A 16,617-nucleotide genomic window follows, 5' to 3' on the forward strand; every position below is an offset into this window, starting at 1 on the left:
GCGGCCGCTTCGCCTGCATACCGCGTCCAGATCAACTGCCGTTTCAACGCCTTGGCATGCTGATCGCTCGCGCTGCACGTCGGGCTGCCAACCGTACGCCATCGTGCTAACTCATCGCGACGTGGATCGACGATCTTCAGCCGCGCTGACGCCGCGCCAAACTCAAGGAAGGCAGCTCACCACCTGAGCCAGCGCAACGCACGGAGCAACGCAACCACGTCCTACTCTCACGCCTGCTCCGGCGCCCCGCGCCCAAGCACCTGCGAATCCGACGCCGTCGCGGACGTTTCGCCATGCGCATGCCCATGTCCATGCCCCGGCGTCGTCACCGCAGCGGTGCCGCCGGGCCGCCGCACCGACTTCGCGTGCCGCTCGATCAAGCGTTGCAGCAGACAGAACGCGCACAACAGCGCGCCGATTACGATGCGGGTCCACCACGAACTGAGCGTGCCGTCGAACGTGATCAGCGTCTGGATCGTGCCGAGAATGCCGACGCCGAACAGCGAGCCGATCACATAGCCGACGCCGCCAGTCAACAGCGTGCCGCCGATCACGGTAGCCGCGATCGCGTCGAGCTCCATCCCCTGCCCCTGCAAGCCGTAGCCCGACAACACGTAGAACGTGAACACCGCGCCGCCGAGCGCGGAGCAAAAGCCGCTCAGCGCATACACGCCGATCCGCGTGTGCGCGACCGGCAGGCCCATCAGCAACGCCGAACGCGGATTGCCGCCGACCGCGTACACGTTGCGGCCGAAGCGCGTGAAATGCGCGACATAGATCGCGGCCAGCAGCGTCACCAGCGCGATCAGCACGTTCGCGGTGACCGAGCCGACGCCGATGTCCAGACGAAACGCCGAGATCTTCTGGAACGTCGGATCGGTGATGGTGATCGACTGCGTCGTGATCAGAAAGCATAGGCCGCGCGCGAAGAACATCCCGGCCAGCGTCACGATGAACGCCTGCAGGCGGAAGAAGTGAATCAGCGCGCCCTGCACCGCGCCGAACACGGTACCCATCACCAGCACGATCGGGATGATCAACCACACCGACAGATGCATATGCTCGGACAGCACCGCCTCGACGATGGTCGTCAGCGCGACGACCGACCCCACCGACAGATCGATGCCGCCGGACACGATCACGAACGTCATGCCGATCGCGACGATCAGCAGGAACGCGTTGTCGACCAGCAGGTCCAGCAGCACCTGCCACGAGAAGAAACCGGTGTACATCACCGAGCCGAAACCGAACAGCGCGAAGAACAACAGGATCGTGACGGCGATCGGCAGCGTGCGCGGATCGACGAGATGGGCGAGCGCTTCGAGAAGTCGTCTCATCGTGCCACCCCGCGCTGCTTGAAGATCGACGCGCCGAACGACATCGCGAGCGCGCGTGCCGCCGGCGACTGGATCACGCTGACCGCGAGCACCACCGCCGCCTTGACGACCAGCGTCGCTTCAGGCGGCACGCCGATCGAATAGGTGGTGTAGGTCAATGTCTGGATGATCAGCGCGCCCAGCACCGTGCCCGCGAAACTGAAGCGGCCGCCGAGCAACGACGTGCCGCCGAGCGTCACCGCGAGAATCGCGTCGAGTTCGAGCAGCAAGCCGGCGTTGTTGCCGTCGGCACTGCGCACGTTCGAGCTGATCAGAATGCCCGCCATCGACGCGGTCAAGCCCGAGAAACCGTACACCGCGAACACGAGCGCCTTGGAGCGCAAGCCGACCAGCCGCGTCGCGACCGGATTGACGCCGATCGCGCGAATGAAGAGCCCGAGCGCCGTGCCTTCGACGAGCGCGGCGGTGGCGAGCACGACGATCGTCGCGATCCACACGGAACACGGCACGGCGAGCCAGTAGCCGCCGCCGACGAACAGATAGCCGGGCGCGCCGATCGGAATGATCTGCCCGGCCGTCAGCAGCTGCGCGATGCCACGGCCCGCGACCATCAGAATCAACGTGGCGATGATCGGCTGCATGCCGACGAAGGACACCAGCAAGCCGTTCCACATACCGCTCAGCACGCCGACGATCAACGCCGCCACCAGTGCCTGCACGACCAGCCCCGCACTCGGCACCGGCTGCGTCGCGAGGATCGTGGCTGCCGCGGCGCCCGCGATCGCTACCACCGCGCCGACCGAAATGTCGATGCCGCGCGTCGCGATCACCAGCGTCATGCCGATCGCCACGAGCACCAGCGGCGCGGCGCGATTCAGCACGTCGATCGGCGCGCCGAACAGATGGCCGTCGAGCATGCGCAGCGACAGGAAATGCGGATTCACCCACAGGTTCAGACCGCACAGCAACGCGAGCGTGATGCACGGCCAGATCAACGGACGCTCGACGCCGTCGCGCGCGAACCAGTTCGATAGCTTCATTCGCCGCTCCCCGCGATGAGTCGATAGATGTTGTCTTCGGTCGACGCCTTGCCGCTGACCTCAGCGATCTTGCGCCGGTCGCGCAGCACCGCGACGCGGTGGCTCACGCGCAGCACCTCGCTGATCTCCGACGAAATGAACAGAATGCTCAGACCGTTCGCGCACAGCGCCAGCAGGCGGTCCATGATGTCGAACTTGGCGGCCACATCGATGCCGCGCGTGGGTTCGTCCAGAATCAGCAGCTTCGGGTCGGTGGCGAGCCAGCGCGCGAGCAGCGCTTTCTGCTGGTTGCCGCCGGACAGCAGGCCGATCGGCTGTTCGGCGTCCGAGGCCTTGATGCCGAGCCGCTCGATCCACAGATCGGCCAGTTCGCGCGCACGCTGCCGGCTGATCTTGCGCCACCAGCCGCGCCGCGCCTGCAGCGCCAGCAGAATGTTCTCGCGGATCGACAGCTCGGCGACGATGCCCTCTTTCTTGCGGTCTTCCGCGCAATAGCCGATGCCGTGGCGCACCGCGTCGCGCGGCGAGCGCAGCCGCACGGGCCGACCCTGCACGAGGATCGTGCCGCTGTCCGCACGGTCCGCGCCGAACAGGAGGCGCGCGGTTTCCGTGCGGCCCGAGCCGAGCAGGCCGGCAAGGCCGAGAATCTGACCGGGTTGAACGTCGAGATCGATCGGCTGCAGCGTGCCGCGCCGGCCCACGCCGCGCAGCTCGACGAACGGCTGCACCGCCTGAGCGTGCTGCGGATCTTGCGCGCTCTCATCGGACGCGTGCGCCGAATGGGCCTCGTGCGCGGCTTCGCGCAAGCGCGCGCTCATGCGCTCGTGACCGACCATCTTCGACACCAGCTGATCGGCCGACAGATCGCGCGCAAGGTATTCGCCTTCGCGCTCGCCGTTGCGCATCACCGTGATGCGGTCGGAGATCGCATACGTCTGTTCGATGAAATGCGTGACGAACAGAATCGCAATCCCCGATTGCTTAAGATGCCGAAGTATTTTGAAAAGCTGCGCGACTTCGCTGTCGTCGAGACTCGAAGTCGGCTCGTCGAGAATCAGCACGCGCGCGTCGACTGACAGCGCTCGCGCGATCGCCACCATCTGCTGCACGGCGATCGGATACGCGTCGAGCGAACGCGTGACGTCGAGCGTCACGTCGAGCCGCGCCAGCGCGGCCTGCGCGCGCCGTTTGATATCGGGCCAGTCGATCGCGCCGAAGCGCCGCGGCTGCCGGCCGGCGAAAATGTTTTCCGCCACCGACAGGTTCGGACACAGGTTCACTTCCTGGTACAGCGTACGAACGCCGGCCGCTTCGGCTTCCTGCGGCGACGCAAACGCGACCACTTCGCCGCCGAGGCGGATCGTGCCGGCATCGGGCGCGATCACGCCGGTGAGCACGTTGATCAAGGTGGATTTGCCGGCGCCGTTCTGCCCCATCACCGTGTGAATCTCTCCGGGAAACAGGCGGAAATCGACCTGCTGCAGCGCCTTCACGCCGGGGAATGTCTTGCTGACGCCGGCCGTGGCGAGAATGGGTTCGGGCGCGACGGCGCCCGTGGCGCCGTTCGTGCCCTTCGTGCCAATAGCCGGCTGGTTCGGTTCGGAAGCGGGATGGGTCATGGACCTCGCTCGATCGGCTATGCGTGGGTTCGGCAGGTTCCAGCGGCATCCTGTTGAAAAGAGACCGCCCGCTGCCGAAGCAGCCCGGGCGGCCAGGCACCACTGGAGAAACCTGTTCGATCTATCCGGACTTGTACGTCTCCTCCGCGCCGCCCAGGCAGCGGCGCATGTCGTGAGGAAAGCCTGGTCTGCGCTTCAGTACTTGCGCGTCGGCAAAGTTTGCGCCGCGACGCTCATCGGGAAGACGGTCTCTTCCGTGAGGATGCGTTTGGGCAGCGGCTTGCCGGCCACCACGTCCTTCACCGCCGACATCAATTGCGGCCCCAACAACGGGCTGCACTCCACGTCGACGTTCATCTTGCCCGCGGCCATCGCCTGGAAGCCGCCCTTGGTCGCGTCGAACGACACCACGACGACGTCCTTGCCCGGATGCATGCCGGCCTCTTCCATCGCCTGGATCGCGCCGAGCGCCATGTCGTCGTTATGCGCATAAACGACGTTGATCTTGTTGCCGTAGGTTTTGATGAACGCTTCCATGACCTGCTTGCCGCCGGCCAGCGTGAAGTCGCCGCTTTGCGACGCGATGATCTTGAACTTCGGATCGCTCTTGATCACTTCGATCAGACCGGCGTGCCGGTCGTTGGCGGGCGCCGAGCCGACCGTGCCCTGCAGTTCGGCGATATTGATCGGGCCTTTGTCGTCTTTATAGTGATCCGCGAGCCAGTGGCCGCCGCGCCGTCCTTCCTCGAGGAAGTCCGAGCCGATCATCGTCACGTAGAGCGAGGTGTCTTTGGCGTCGATGTTGCGGTCGGTGAGAATCACCGGAATCTTCGCGGCTTTGGCTTCGCGAAGCACGGGTTCCCAGCCGGATTCAACGACCGGCGAAAACGCGATCACATCCACTTTTTGAGCGATATACGAGCGGATCGCCTTGATCTGGTTTTCCTGCTTCTGCTGGGCGTCGGAGAATTTGAGCTTGATCTTCGCCTCCGCTGCGGCGGACTTGATCGACTCGGTGTTGGCGGTGCGCCATGCGCTTTCCGCGCCGACCTGCGCGAAACCGAGCGTAATCTGTTTGTCCTGCGCGTAAGCGCCCGGCGTAGCCAGCGTCAGCGCGCCGATGCCCGCGGAAAGTGCGAGCGCGCCCAACGCACGACATGCGGCACGTCGTGTATTCGCCATGACTGTCTCCTGATCGTTGTTGTCTAGGCGACCCAGCGAACCTGCCCAGCCCTTCGGCCCTCACGGTGCGTGGATCGTGATGTAGCGTACTGTGTGGAGCGTTAACCGTCCAATCATATGATTCGCGGCAGCAATATCAATTTTGGTATAGCCGGCGGGATCGGCGCTGGACGGGACGGCAGCGAGCGGAAAAAAGCGGAAAAATTAACGCTCTGCCGCGCGCGGCGCCACCCAGCGAAACGTCAGATTGACCCGCTCGCCAGTCACGCGCGGCTCTTTCGGCACCCGGTGCCGCCACTGTGCCTGGGTGTCGCCCTTCATCACCAGCAAGCTACCGCCCTTCAGCGAGAAAGACTGCACGACGCCGGTCTTGTTGTGCCGCAAATCGAACGTGCGCGCGACGCCCAGGCTGACCGACGCGATAACCGGCTGCGCGCCGAGTTCGGGCTCGCGATCCGCGTGCCAGCCCATGCTGTCCGCACCGCTGCGGTAGCGGTTGAGCAGCACGCTGTTGAAGCGCGCGCCGCAGATGGTCTCCACGGCCGTCTTCAGTTCTGCGACGGCCGGCGTCCACGGTTGCGGCACGTTGCGAATGCCCGAGTAGACATACACCGCGTCCGGCTCGCCCTGCCACGCGGTCAGACGCGGCAGCGCGACGCGGCCGGCGGGCGTGCCCATCGTGTCCTGCCGCCAGGCCACTTCGCCGATCAGTTGCGTCAAAGCCCGCGCCGCGGCGGCGGGGGTCAGCCAGTCGGGATACCAGTCGACGTCGGGCGTCGGCAGGTCGTTGAAAAGATCCATCATGCGATTACCTGGATGCTGAATGAGATCGCGCAGACCAGACATGCGCGGTGAGAACCCTGGCTATTATGGCGGGAACGACGAATGCGTTCGCCCCCGTGCATTGCGCTGTCATTCCACCCTGCCGCTAAAATCCCTCATTTTTTTTCAACGGACTCCCGTCATGACTCTCTCCGATCATGCACTCGATCAACTCTTTCGCGAAGCGCGCACGCATAACGGCTGGCAGCCCAAGCCGGTCGACGACGTCGTGCTCAGGCAACTCACCGAACTGGCCTTGCTCGGACCGACTTCGGCCAATTCGAGCCCCGGCCGCTTCGTGTTCGTTAAGACGCCGGAAGGCAAGGAAAAGCTGCGGCCGGCGTTATCGGCGGGCAATCTGGACAAGACGATGGCTGCGCCGGTCACGGTGATCGTCGGGATGGATATGGAGTTTTACGAGCATCTGCCGAGACTCTTTCCGCATGCGGACGCGCGCAGCTGGTTCGCCGGCAACGACCGCGCGATCGCGGACACGGCGTTTCGCAACTCGACGCTGCAAGGCGGCTACCTGCTTCTTGCCGCCCGCGCGCTCGGTCTGGACACGGGTCCGATGTCGGGCTTCGACGCCGCCAAAGTGGACGAAGCTTTCTTTGCCGGCACGACCGTGAAGTCGAATTTCCTGATCAATCTCGGCTACGGCGATCCGTCGAAACTGTTCGCACGCAGTCCACGTTTCTCGTTCGACGAAGCCGCGCGGATTGTCTGACGCCCGGTGCGGCTGGTGCGTTTGCCGCCAATGCGCTCAGGTGAGGACCGCCACGTAAAACACCACCGTGCCGATCAACGCGCCGACGAAGCAGAATCCCTCTTCGGCCTCGTCACCATTCGAGCGCAGCCATGCGCCGACGACGCCGAACAGCCCCGCGATGCCCAGTGCGACGCACAGCATCACCACGTCGAATAGCGCGCTCTTGCCCAACTCGGAGAAGTCGACGTTGCGCACGCCGAAATACAGGCCAACAGCCATTAACGAAATGCCGACGAGCGGCAACATCACATGACTGCCTTCTCGCCCGACGTGATGCGCGTGATGCTCATGATGTGCGTGGCGCAATTGATGGCCCGGTCTGAGCAGCTTCATGATGTGCCTCCCCCATCGCCTTTTCCGGCGACCAAACCCGTCATTTTCGAACCGCTGCGGCCCTCGCGGCGACCTTGAAACGAGCCCGTTCCTTTTGAGAATAGTCCACGCGCGGACACAATTCAAAGCCCATTTAATTAGGTTGCCATAGCACGCTTTCACAAGTCTCGCGGGCGCGGGAAATTGCTGCGATGCACGAATGCGCTCACGCGTTCCGCGCGGGGCGTGCAGCGGCCTGTTTGCAAATCTGGCGTCGTCGGCAAGCGCCGGCACATGCCGGTAGAATGGTTCGCCCCGGTCGCGAGCAGCGTTGCTGCCGACGACCCATCGCCGACGCTCCTCAATTCGTGCCGGCCCCTTCCCGCCCTGATCCTCTTATGCGCCGCTCATCGTTTTTTGTTCGCTTCATTCTGATTGGCATCCTGCTGCATATCTACGTTGGCTTACGTCTGATTCCGGACATGCCGGTCGACACCACCGGCCGCTGGTTGAGCGGTGTGTGGCTCGTGCTGTCGATCTTCCTGATTCCGCTGGGCATGATGGCGCGCAGCATCAAGCAACAGCCGCTCGGCGACCGGCTTGCATGGGTTGGGCTGCTGGCGTTGGGCTTCTTCTCGTCGCTGCTGGTGCTCACATTCGCGCGCGACCTGGCGCTCGCTTCGCTGCTGACCGTCGACGCGATCTGGCCGAACACCATCGCAATCGCCCATTGGCGAACCGGCTCGGCGGCGGCGGTGCCGTTGCTCGCGCTGCTGTCGACGCTGGTGGGCCTGTTCAATGCACGTCGCCGTGCGAAGGTGGTGACGATCGACGTGCCGATCGACGACTTGCCGGCCGAACTCGACGGCTTCACGATCGTTCAGATCAGCGACATTCACGTGGGGCCGACCATCAAGGCCCGCTACGTGGATGCGATCGTCGACGCGGTGAACCGGCTCAAGCCTGATCTGATCGCCGTCACTGGCGACGTGGTGGACGGCAGCGTGCAGCAGTTGACCCGGCACACGCAACCGCTGTCGCGGCTCAGCGCCCGTCACGGCGCTTTTCTCGTGACCGGCAACCACGAGTACTATGCCGGCGCGAATGCTTGGATCGACGAGTTCCGGCGCCTGGGTCTGAACGTGCTGCTTAACGAACACGTGATCGTCGATCACGACGGCGCGCGCGCGGTCATTGCCGGCGTGACCGATTATTCAGCAGGCCATCACGATCCGTCGCATCGCAGCGATCCGGTTGCGGCGCTCGCCGGCGCGCCAGGCGACGTGTTGATCAAGGTGCTGCTCGCCCACCAGCCGCGTTCCGCCGAAGCAGCCGCAGCGGCGGGTTTCACGCTGCAGTTGTCGGGCCACACGCACGGCGGCCAGTTCTTCCCGTGGAATTTCTTCGTGCGCTTTCAGCAGCCGTTCACTGCGGGTCTCGCACGCCTGAACGGACTGTGGGTGTACACGAGCCGAGGCACCGGCTACTGGGGCCCGCCGAAGCGGCTGGGCGCGCCGTCGGAAATCACGCGCTTGCGCCTCGTACCCGGCGAGCCGGACTAGGTCGACGGTTACGCAGTGGACGGTTACTGCACCGGCGCCACGGCCACGCTGACTTCCGGCGCAAACGTCACCGATACCTGCATGCCCGGCGCGACATTGGCGACCGCCGCCGGCTCACGGCTCTGGATATGGAACGCCGAGCCGTCCGCGCCCTTCAGCGCCAATACGCCGGTCGCGCGATCGATTGCCGCGACCTCGGCGGTCACCGTTTGCGGCGTGTCACGCGGGGCGGCTGGCGCGAGTTTGCCTTGACCGTCCGCGGCATGCGTGACCCGGATCACCGCGTTGCGGATCATCCGGATATGGACCTTGCTACCCTGCCTGATCTGCGCGAGGTTGCGCGCGTCTGTGACGATGAAGGCGCCTTCGCCGCCCTGCGCGTCGAGCACGGTCAGCGAGCGCTTCGCCGGGTCGATTGATTTCACGACACCTTCCGCCTGCATCGTGCGGCTGCCTTCGAACGGTGCGGGCAGAAGCGCGGCGGACGATACAAGCGGCGCGAGCGCCAGCAATGCGCCGGCAACGATGCCGGAAGGTTTAACTTTCATACATTCCTCAAACAGGCTGAACGGCGGAAAAGCAGCGATGTCGTGCTGATGAATTGCGCGTGGCTCGCCGCGCAAAGACGACTGAACAGTGCACGAACAAAACCGTCACAAGCAAAACGCAAAAAGCGAACGTGAATTGAGCGCCGCAGCAGCACGACATGCTGCGGAGTATCCAGACAGTTTGTTTTCCGGGATGGACACCGTCAATATTCGGAGTCCGTATTTACATGCGGATCATTCCGCAAAATCAATCGAAACTTCGTCAGACACGCGTCGAAGGATTCGCTACGTCCAATGATCGCGCCTTGACTTAACTTTGCCGAGGCGCCTAAAATTCGCCCACTCCATTCAACCGGAATCACGATCTTGGACAGTAGCAGTTGTACTCGTCGAGCTTCGCTTCGCCCGATCGCCTGATCGGCAAGATTTCCGCGTCAGTCTTTTCTCTGCCGCCGTCTTGCCTTCGGGCCCGACGGTGCACGTTGTTCGCAACCCGTTAGTATCAGTGAAGTGCCATTGAAGCCGCGCATCGCACATTGCCATGCCGATGCTGCACGCCTTCGCGCGCCGCGAGCCATTGCTCGCGCGCTTCGTCACGCCTGACCACGCGCGCCCCATCGCGGCGACGCGCTGCTGTCACGCGTTGGGTTCACACTGCGCGAACACGCGCATCAACCTTTCTAAACGATGACATTCGAATTCGTCTGGCGACTCCTTGCCGCCTTTGCCTGTGGCGTCGCCATCGGCCTCGAGCGGCAGATGCGCCAGCGCAATGCCGGCTTGCGCACCATCACGCTGGTCGCGAGCGGCGCGTGCCTGTTCGTCACGCTCGGCGTGCTGACGGGCACCGGCACGGCCGGCGTCACCCAGATCGCCGCGTATGTGGTGTCCGGCGTCGGCTTTCTCGGCGGCGGCGTCATCATGCGCGACAAGGGTTCCATTCAGGGGATCAACACCGCGGCGACGCTGTGGTGCTCGGCGGCGGTGGGCGTGTTGTGCGGCGCGGGTCACTATGGGCCGGCGCTCGCCGGTACCGTGGTCGTGCTGGTGATCAACACGGTGCTGCGCGAAGTGAGCCGCACGATCAACGCCACACCGGTTTCAAATGCCGACCTGGTGCGCGAGTACGTGTTGACGATCGTCTGCCGTGAGGCCGACGAGATCCACATTCGCACCGCCATTTCCAATTCGATGTACTCGACGCCACTGTCGTTTCAAAGTCTGACGAGCGAAGACGTCGAGCACGAGACCGGACGAATCCGCGTGACGGCGACGCTCAAGCTGCATCCGAAAGACCAGTCGAAGCTCGAACAGATGGCAAGTCGCCTGAGCATGGAAAAGAGTGTGTCCAGCGTCAGCTGGACGGCAAGAGAAGCGGAGCCGACGCCGGAGTGACGCACCGCGTGCAGGTCCCCCATGTCAGCGCGCATCGTCTACACTTCATCTGCAATAGATTCAGACATTGTTAATTCAGCGTCCTGAACATGGACGGCCCCATCACCTTCGACTAAGCTCTAGGACCGTGATTTTTTTCACCTAACCATGGAGTCCCGAATATGGAACACGGCATCATTGCATGGCTCATCATCGGCGCGATCGCGGGCTGGCTCGCAGGTGTGCTGGTCAAAGGCGGCGGCTTCGGCCTGATCGTCGACATCATTGTCGGGATTGTCGGCGCGTTCATCGGCGGCTGGCTTGCCGGCGTGCTGCATATCTCGCTGGGCGGCGGCTGGATCGGCTCGATCATCACCGCCGTGATCGGCGCGGTCATTCTATTGTTCCTTATCCGCCTCATCCGACGAGGCAATTGAGCACAGCATCTGATGTCCGAAGAAGCGTCAGGGGCAAACGCCACCTGACGCTTCGCTGCTTCAAAGACCCGTCTGGGTCGCCGGTAACATCGAGCCGGTTTCATGCAGCCGCATATGCCAGGCGAAAGCCTGGTCCAACCGATGCGGCGTCTGCCCTCCCCCTCGCAAAGCGTCCCGATAGTAGTCACGCAGCAGATCACGATATAGCGGGTGTGCGCAGTTTTCGATGATCAACATCGCGCGTTCGCGCGGCGCCAATCCGCGAAGATCGGCGAGACCCTGCTCCGTCACGACCACGTCCACGTCGTGTTCGTTGTGATCGCAGTGCGGCACCATCGGCACGATGCTCGAAATGCGGCCGTCCTTCGCCATCGACTTCGTTGCGAAGATCGCGCACGACGCGTTGCGCGCAAAATCGCCCGAGCCGCCGATGCCGTTCATCATGTGCGTGCCGCCCACGTGCGTCGAATTCACGTTGCCGTAGATGTCCAGTTCGAGCGCGGTATTCAGCGCGATCAGACCGAGCCGCCGAATCACTTCAGGATGGTTGCTGACTTCTTGCGGACGCAGCACGAGCCGGTCGCGATAGCGCGCCAGTTCGCCGAACACCTGCGCCTGGCGCGCGGCCGACAACGTGATCGAAGCACCCGACGCGAAGGTCACCTTGCCAGCGTCCATCAGATCGAAGGTCGAATCCTGCAGTACTTCTGAGTAAATTTCGAACGCGTCGAAAGGCGAATCGACAAAGCCGGCGAGCACCGCGTTCGCGATCGTGCCGATGCCCGCCTGCAATGGCGGCAATTGGCGGGGCATGCGTGCCCGCGACACTTCGTGCAGGAAAAATTCGATCAGATGGCCGGCGATCAACTGGGTTTCTTTATCCGCCGACAGCACCGTCGACGAACTATCGGTCATATTGGTGATGACGATCGCCGCGATCTTCTCGTGCGGAATCTCGATGGCCGGCGTGCCGACGCGGTCCTGCGCACGAACGATGGGCAGCGGCTCGCGGTCCGGCCTGCGGCCCGGAATCCAGATATCGTGCAGCCCTTCGAGCGCGAGCGGCTGCGCAAGATTGATCTCGACGATCACCTTGTCGGCGAGGATCGCGAAGCTGGCCGAATTGCCGACCGAGGTGGTCGGCACGATGCCGCCGGTCTCGGTAATCGCGGCCGCTTCGATGATGGCGACGTCGAGTTTGCCGAGCTGGTTCGCGCGCAGCATCTCGACGGTCTCGGACAGATGCTGATCGACGAACATGACCTCGCCGCGATTGATCGCGTCGCGCAAGGTCTTGTCGACCTGGAACGGCAGACGGCGCGCGAGCACGTGCGCCTCGGTGAGCATGCGGTCCACGTCATGACCGAGCGACGCGCCCGTCATCAACGTGATACGCAGCGGCTTGCCTTCCTCGCGCGCCCGCTCCGCCAGCGCCACCGGGACGGCCTTCGCGTCGCCCGCGCGCGTAAAGCCGCTCGCGCCCACGCACATACCGTCCTGAATCAGAAGCGCCGCTTCGGCGGCTGAGGTGATTTTTCCGCGCAGCGCGGCACAGCGAATCCGGTCTTCGTACATGATGAGTCTCTCCATAATCACCGGGGCAGACTACCGGTGCGCACGTCTGCGGTGTGCTTCGCCCAGTAGCCGGAATGTCGCACCCGCCGCGGCGTCTTTGCAGCATCCCGATTGGGCTGGCGTCGCGGCCAGGTGTTTCGCCGTTTGCTCAGTGCTCGCGGCAGGGTTAGTCGTACTTCAGGTGTTACGCGTGGCGCTGCTTAGCTGCCGAAATAAATATTGCAGAAGCTCACCGGCCCGACGCACTCTTCTGCTTTGGCCTTCGGCGCTACAACGCCGCCGCGTGCGGCGACGTCGTCGGCGCGCTGCGCATTCGCTTGAGCAACGTGTTGCTCCGGTGCGGCAGGTGCAGTTTGAGCATGAGCGACAACAGCGGACAGAGAGCAGGCAATCAGGGCAATCTTCAATACTTTCATTTCATTCTCCAGGACTTACGGTAGCCGCGCGGCAGTGACTGCGTGGCCGTGGTGAAACTATATGATTGCCACCCGCGCGGATAAACGGGGCTAGCCGGAAGTGATCTTTCCAACTGGAGGAAGGATCGCTGGGGATCGAGGGAATCGGCGCGAATCAACGCGGATCGCCTAACGCGCGTTGAACGGCGCGTCCTTGTCGAGCAACGCGGTGCGAATGAAGTGCAGACAACCCAGGATGCGCTGCAGGTCGTGCCGTCTGTCGCGATCGGCATGCACCATTTGCAGCATGTCCTGCGCGATCCAGGTGGCCGAGCGCACGGAGACCAGCGCGCGTTCGAGCGCTCGCGTATCGGGCCGCTCGAAGAGCAGCGCGAGGTCGGCGCGAGTGCGCTCGATAGCACCGCTCCAGCGTGGATGAAGAGAGTCGGCATAAGCTGCGCGTGCCGTTTCGTTGCGCAGATCGATCACCGCGTGGCCGACTTCGAGCGTGGCGAGCATCCAGCGCAACGCGTCGCGGCGACGCCGGGAACGCCGCGTCAAGAGCATGCGCAGTTGCGAGGTCAGATCGTGTGTGCTCGACTGGAAACGCTGATTGAGTCCCGGCAATTCGCCCTTGCACGCGAACACGGCTTGCGCGCGCAAGTCGCCCATGATCCGTTCGATGAGCCACGGCATATCGGCCGGAAAGACCACCGCGAAGACGAGCGCCGCCAGCAACATCGACGCAGTGAGCGCGATGCCGTTATTGACGAGCAGATCCGGCGCATAAGCGACGACGTTGTCCGGTCCGGCGAGCAGGCAGAAAAATACGGAAAATCCGATGCCATATCCGGCTGCATGCTTGCGAGTCGCGATGAATGCGCCCAGTGCGAGCACAGGTGCGAGCATCGTGCAAAGCAATGGGAAGCCGTCGATGTTCGGATACACGTAGCACGTGAACAGGTAGCCCGTCATGGTCGCGAGCACCGCGCCGAGCGCCATCTGCACGGCCATCTTCGTCGCGTTCGGCGCGGTCGAGGTCAACGCGCATGCCAGCGCCGCGCCGATCACCGCGAAGCCGCCGCTCGGCCAGTCGGTCGCGATCCAGAACGAGCCGGCAATCGCCATCACCACGGCGGAGCGCACGAACGTAAACGCGACGACGAAGCTGTTCGTGTGGCTCACGTAGCGGCTCGAATTGCGCCGCTGTTGCTGGCTTTCGGGCTTGCGCCGAGCCAACGATGCGTAGGTCTCCGAATAGCGGATCCACTCGTCGACGAAGCGGTATAGCAGTTCCGCGGCCGTGTCGAAGTCCGCCAGCGATTCGGCGGTTGACGGCTCCAGTGGGCATCTCGTTTCGCGCACGCGCCGCGGTAAATTCGCCTGGAAGAGACGCAGGCGGCCGGCCAGATGCGCGGCGTCCGCGTCCGGCGCGCTGCGTGGTGCAAGCAGCGCGGCCAGCTCATGGAAGTACGGCGTGATCGCTGCGATCACCGGTGCCGCGCCGCTCGCGCGCAAGCGCTTGAGCAACTGATGCAATGCATGCAGCCGCGCGCAGGCATCCATGAACTCGCCGTTCAGACGGCCGAGATGCTGGCTGCGCGAACGCATCGCCGGGTCTTCGAAGGCGGCGAAGGTACGCGTCGCCTCGAAACCGACAATTTCGTCGACGAGGTCCGCAAAGCGCCGCTCGAATTGGCCGCGTTCGATGCCGCGATCCAGCACGTCGGCAGCGAACGCAGTAAAATTTACGAATCGATTTTGCAGCGCGCGCCGCAGCGCAAGACTCGAGCGCTGCGGCACGATCAGCGCACTCACCGCGCTTGAACACACGATGCCGACCGCCACTTCCGCCGCGCGCGTAAGCGCCGCCAGAAACAGATCGTGCGGCGCCGTGGCGTTCGGAATGCCGATCAGCGCGGCAGTGTAGCCCGCCAGCACGAAGCCGTACCACCTGAAATGTCGATACCGGACCGCCGCAGCAATACAGGCGCTCACCCAACCGATCATGCCGAGCATATACAACTCGGGCTGCTGGACGAACAGCGCGCCGAGCACCAGCGCGGCGACCGTCCCCACCGCCGTGCCGAGAATCCGATAGAAACTCTTTGCAAGCACCATCCCGCTGAACGGTTGCATCAGCACGAACACCGTTGTCATCGCGATGCGCGGTTGCGGCAGATCGAACAGCATCACAATGCCCAGCGCCAGCAGACCCGCCGTGACAGTTTTCAGCAGATGCAGCCAGATCAAACCATCGCTGGTCGACCAGTCGCGCACGGCGGGAATGAACGTCTGGCGATTGAATGTTTGCCACATCACGCTCCACGGCCGGATGTGATCCGCCGTCGGTTTGATCGCATGTTGGCGTTTCATCTGAAAGCAATGCGTCCCGGTTGGTCGCTGAAAGAAGCGCCGGCGAACACCGCGCACACCGGCAGGCAAGGCGTCGATTGTAGGAGCATGCTATGGAGGCATTAAGGGGATAGGTGCGGAACGTCCCTTCCAGAACGGACAACAATGCGCCTGCGAGACAGGCGGACAATACGGCTACTGCCGTGAAATAGAAGGATCGATGGATACGTTACAAAATATGCGCGTGTTCGTGCGCGTGGTCGAAGCCGGTAGTTTCACCGCCGCCGCGCAATCGCTCAATTCGACGACCGGCGCGATGTCGCGCGCGGTTTCGGAACTCGAAGCCCATCTGCGCACGCGCTTGCTGAACCGCTCGACGCGACGGCTCGCGTTGACCACTGCAGGCGAGCGCTATCTGAAGCGCTCCCAGCAGATTCTCGCGGATGTCGACACCGCGGAAGAGGAAGCCAGTTGCGCGCAGGAGCGGCCGACAGGTGCTTTGCGCATGCATAGCTTCGCGAGCATCGGACAGCATTATGTGTTGCCGGCCATCAAGCGCTATCGCGCGCTTTATCCGGAGGTGACCGTCGAGCTGACGTTGTCGCAACGCATGCCCGATCTGTTCGAAGGCAGCGCCGATGTCGCCGTGATCGGCGCCTCGACTCTGCCTGATTCAGATCTCGTGTCGCTGCCGCTCGGGACGACCTTTAGCATTTTGTGCGCTTCGCCGGCTTATGTGCGCGCGCACGGCGCGCCGCAAAAGCCGGGCGATCTGGCGAATCACGAATGTCTGATCCTGCACACCCCGGCGTTTCCACCGCACGATTGGGTGCTCGACGGCCCGCACGGCAGCGAGATGATGGAAGTGAACGGCCCAGTGCACGTGAACATCGCGGAGTCGCTGATTGTGGCAATTCGCGAAGGAATGGGTATCGGTATGGTGCCGCTTTATGCGGCTATTTCGGGGTTGCGTGATGGCACGTTAGTGCGTGTATTGCCGGAACATACGCTGCAAAAGATGAATGTTTATGCGCTGTATCCATCCCGCAAGTTCATCGATGCAAAGACAAGGACGTGGGTCGAATTCTTGCGTACGCACCTGCCGAAGGTGATTGCACGCGATGAGGCGCTGCTGGCTGAAGTTGGGCAGGCGAATTCCGGTGATGTCGAGTTGCCTGTGGGTGCAAGCGGGGTCGGGAACATTGCCGCGCTGTGATGCGGAGTTAGCGCTGGGCGCCGCCGGTTGCGAATAGACGCGGCGGCGCTGAAAGCAGGAATGTGCGTTGGAGG

Annotated in this window: 15 protein-coding genes; 5 read left to right on the forward strand and 10 right to left on the reverse strand. The window is 63.5% G+C overall.

Annotated elements, in window-relative coordinates; genetic code table 11:
* Nucleotides 1-227 precede the first annotated feature (227 nt).
* From yjfF to P0D89_RS08410, 5 genes are all read right to left on the reverse strand, one after another.
* The gene (gene yjfF / locus P0D89_RS08390; protein WP_408358881.1) at nt 228-1,337 is read right to left on the reverse strand and encodes a galactofuranose ABC transporter, permease protein YjfF; all 1,110 of its coding nucleotides are present in this window, start codon (nt 1,335-1,337) and stop codon (nt 228-230) included.
* Nucleotides 1,334-2,377, reverse strand: a complete 1,044-nt coding sequence (locus P0D89_RS08395; protein WP_408358883.1) for an ABC transporter permease — start codon at nt 2,375-2,377, stop codon at nt 1,334-1,336. The genes yjfF and P0D89_RS08395 overlap by 4 nt, the downstream gene beginning before the upstream one ends.
* On the reverse strand, nt 2,374-3,996 hold the full coding sequence (locus P0D89_RS08400) for a sugar ABC transporter ATP-binding protein (protein ID WP_408358885.1): 1,623 nt from the start codon (nt 3,994-3,996) through the stop codon (nt 2,374-2,376). The genes P0D89_RS08395 and P0D89_RS08400 overlap by 4 nt, the downstream gene beginning before the upstream one ends.
* Nucleotides 3,997-4,191: 195 nt before the next feature.
* Nucleotides 4,192-5,178 (reverse strand): ABC transporter substrate-binding protein, encoded by a 987-nt coding sequence (locus P0D89_RS08405; RefSeq protein ID WP_408358887.1) that lies wholly within the window; start codon nt 5,176-5,178, stop codon nt 4,192-4,194.
* 204 nt (nt 5,179-5,382) lie between these two features.
* Nucleotides 5,383-5,982, reverse strand: coding sequence for an alpha-ketoglutarate-dependent dioxygenase AlkB family protein (locus tag P0D89_RS08410; RefSeq protein WP_408358889.1), 600 nt, complete (start codon nt 5,980-5,982; stop codon nt 5,383-5,385).
* 160 nt (nt 5,983-6,142) lie between these two features.
* On the opposite strand from P0D89_RS08410, the gene P0D89_RS08415 reads away from it, so the two are divergent.
* Nucleotides 6,143-6,727, forward strand: a complete 585-nt coding sequence (locus P0D89_RS08415) for a malonic semialdehyde reductase (protein ID WP_408358891.1) — start codon at nt 6,143-6,145, stop codon at nt 6,725-6,727.
* 36 nt (nt 6,728-6,763) lie between these two features.
* Here P0D89_RS08415 and P0D89_RS08420 read toward each other — a convergent pair whose 3' ends face one another.
* Nucleotides 6,764-7,102: a hypothetical protein gene (locus tag P0D89_RS08420; RefSeq protein ID WP_408358893.1), complete on the reverse strand. Its 339-nt coding sequence runs from the start codon at nt 7,100-7,102 to the stop codon at nt 6,764-6,766.
* A gap of 377 nt (nt 7,103-7,479) precedes the next feature.
* On the opposite strand from P0D89_RS08420, the gene P0D89_RS08425 reads away from it, so the two are divergent.
* Nucleotides 7,480-8,643 (forward strand): metallophosphoesterase, encoded by a 1,164-nt coding sequence (locus tag P0D89_RS08425; protein ID WP_408358895.1) that lies wholly within the window; start codon nt 7,480-7,482, stop codon nt 8,641-8,643.
* A gap of 23 nt (nt 8,644-8,666) precedes the next feature.
* Here P0D89_RS08425 and P0D89_RS08430 read toward each other — a convergent pair whose 3' ends face one another.
* A complete protein-coding gene (locus P0D89_RS08430; RefSeq protein ID WP_408358897.1) occupies nt 8,667-9,191 on the reverse strand; it encodes a hypothetical protein in 525 nt (174 codons plus the stop codon).
* Between the two features lie 687 nt (nt 9,192-9,878).
* Here P0D89_RS08430 and P0D89_RS08435 point away from each other — a divergent pair.
* On the forward strand, nt 9,879-10,586 hold the full coding sequence (locus P0D89_RS08435; RefSeq protein ID WP_408358899.1) for an MgtC/SapB family protein: 708 nt from the start codon (nt 9,879-9,881) through the stop codon (nt 10,584-10,586).
* A gap of 161 nt (nt 10,587-10,747) precedes the next feature.
* Complete coding sequence (locus P0D89_RS08440; RefSeq protein WP_408358901.1) at nt 10,748-11,002, forward strand: GlsB/YeaQ/YmgE family stress response membrane protein; 255 nt, start codon at nt 10,748-10,750, stop codon at nt 11,000-11,002.
* A 60-nt stretch (nt 11,003-11,062) separates the two neighbouring features.
* On the opposite strand, the gene scpC is transcribed toward P0D89_RS08440, so the two are convergent.
* The 3 genes from scpC to P0D89_RS08455 all read right to left on the reverse strand — a co-directional run bounded on the left by scpC (nt 11,063) and on the right by P0D89_RS08455 (nt 15,348).
* Nucleotides 11,063-12,577: a succinyl-CoA:acetate CoA-transferase ScpC gene (gene scpC, locus P0D89_RS08445; protein ID WP_408358903.1), complete on the reverse strand. Its 1,515-nt coding sequence runs from the start codon at nt 12,575-12,577 to the stop codon at nt 11,063-11,065.
* Nucleotides 12,578-12,777: 200 nt separating this feature from the next.
* The gene (locus tag P0D89_RS08450; protein WP_408358905.1) at nt 12,778-12,993 is read right to left on the reverse strand and encodes a hypothetical protein; all 216 of its coding nucleotides are present in this window, start codon (nt 12,991-12,993) and stop codon (nt 12,778-12,780) included.
* Nucleotides 12,994-13,161: 168 nt separating this feature from the next.
* A complete protein-coding gene (locus tag P0D89_RS08455) occupies nt 13,162-15,348 on the reverse strand; it encodes an FUSC family protein (protein ID WP_408376410.1) in 2,187 nt (728 codons plus the stop codon).
* Between the two features lie 199 nt (nt 15,349-15,547).
* Between P0D89_RS08455 and P0D89_RS08460 the strand changes: the two genes are divergently transcribed.
* Nucleotides 15,548-16,543: a LysR family transcriptional regulator gene (locus tag P0D89_RS08460; protein ID WP_408358907.1), complete on the forward strand. Its 996-nt coding sequence runs from the start codon at nt 15,548-15,550 to the stop codon at nt 16,541-16,543.
* The last annotated feature ends 74 nt before the right edge of the window (nt 16,544-16,617 follow it).

Source organism: Paraburkholderia sp. RL18-085-BIA-A (genome assembly GCF_046027075.1).
Classification (GTDB): domain Bacteria; phylum Pseudomonadota; class Gammaproteobacteria; order Burkholderiales; family Burkholderiaceae; genus Paraburkholderia.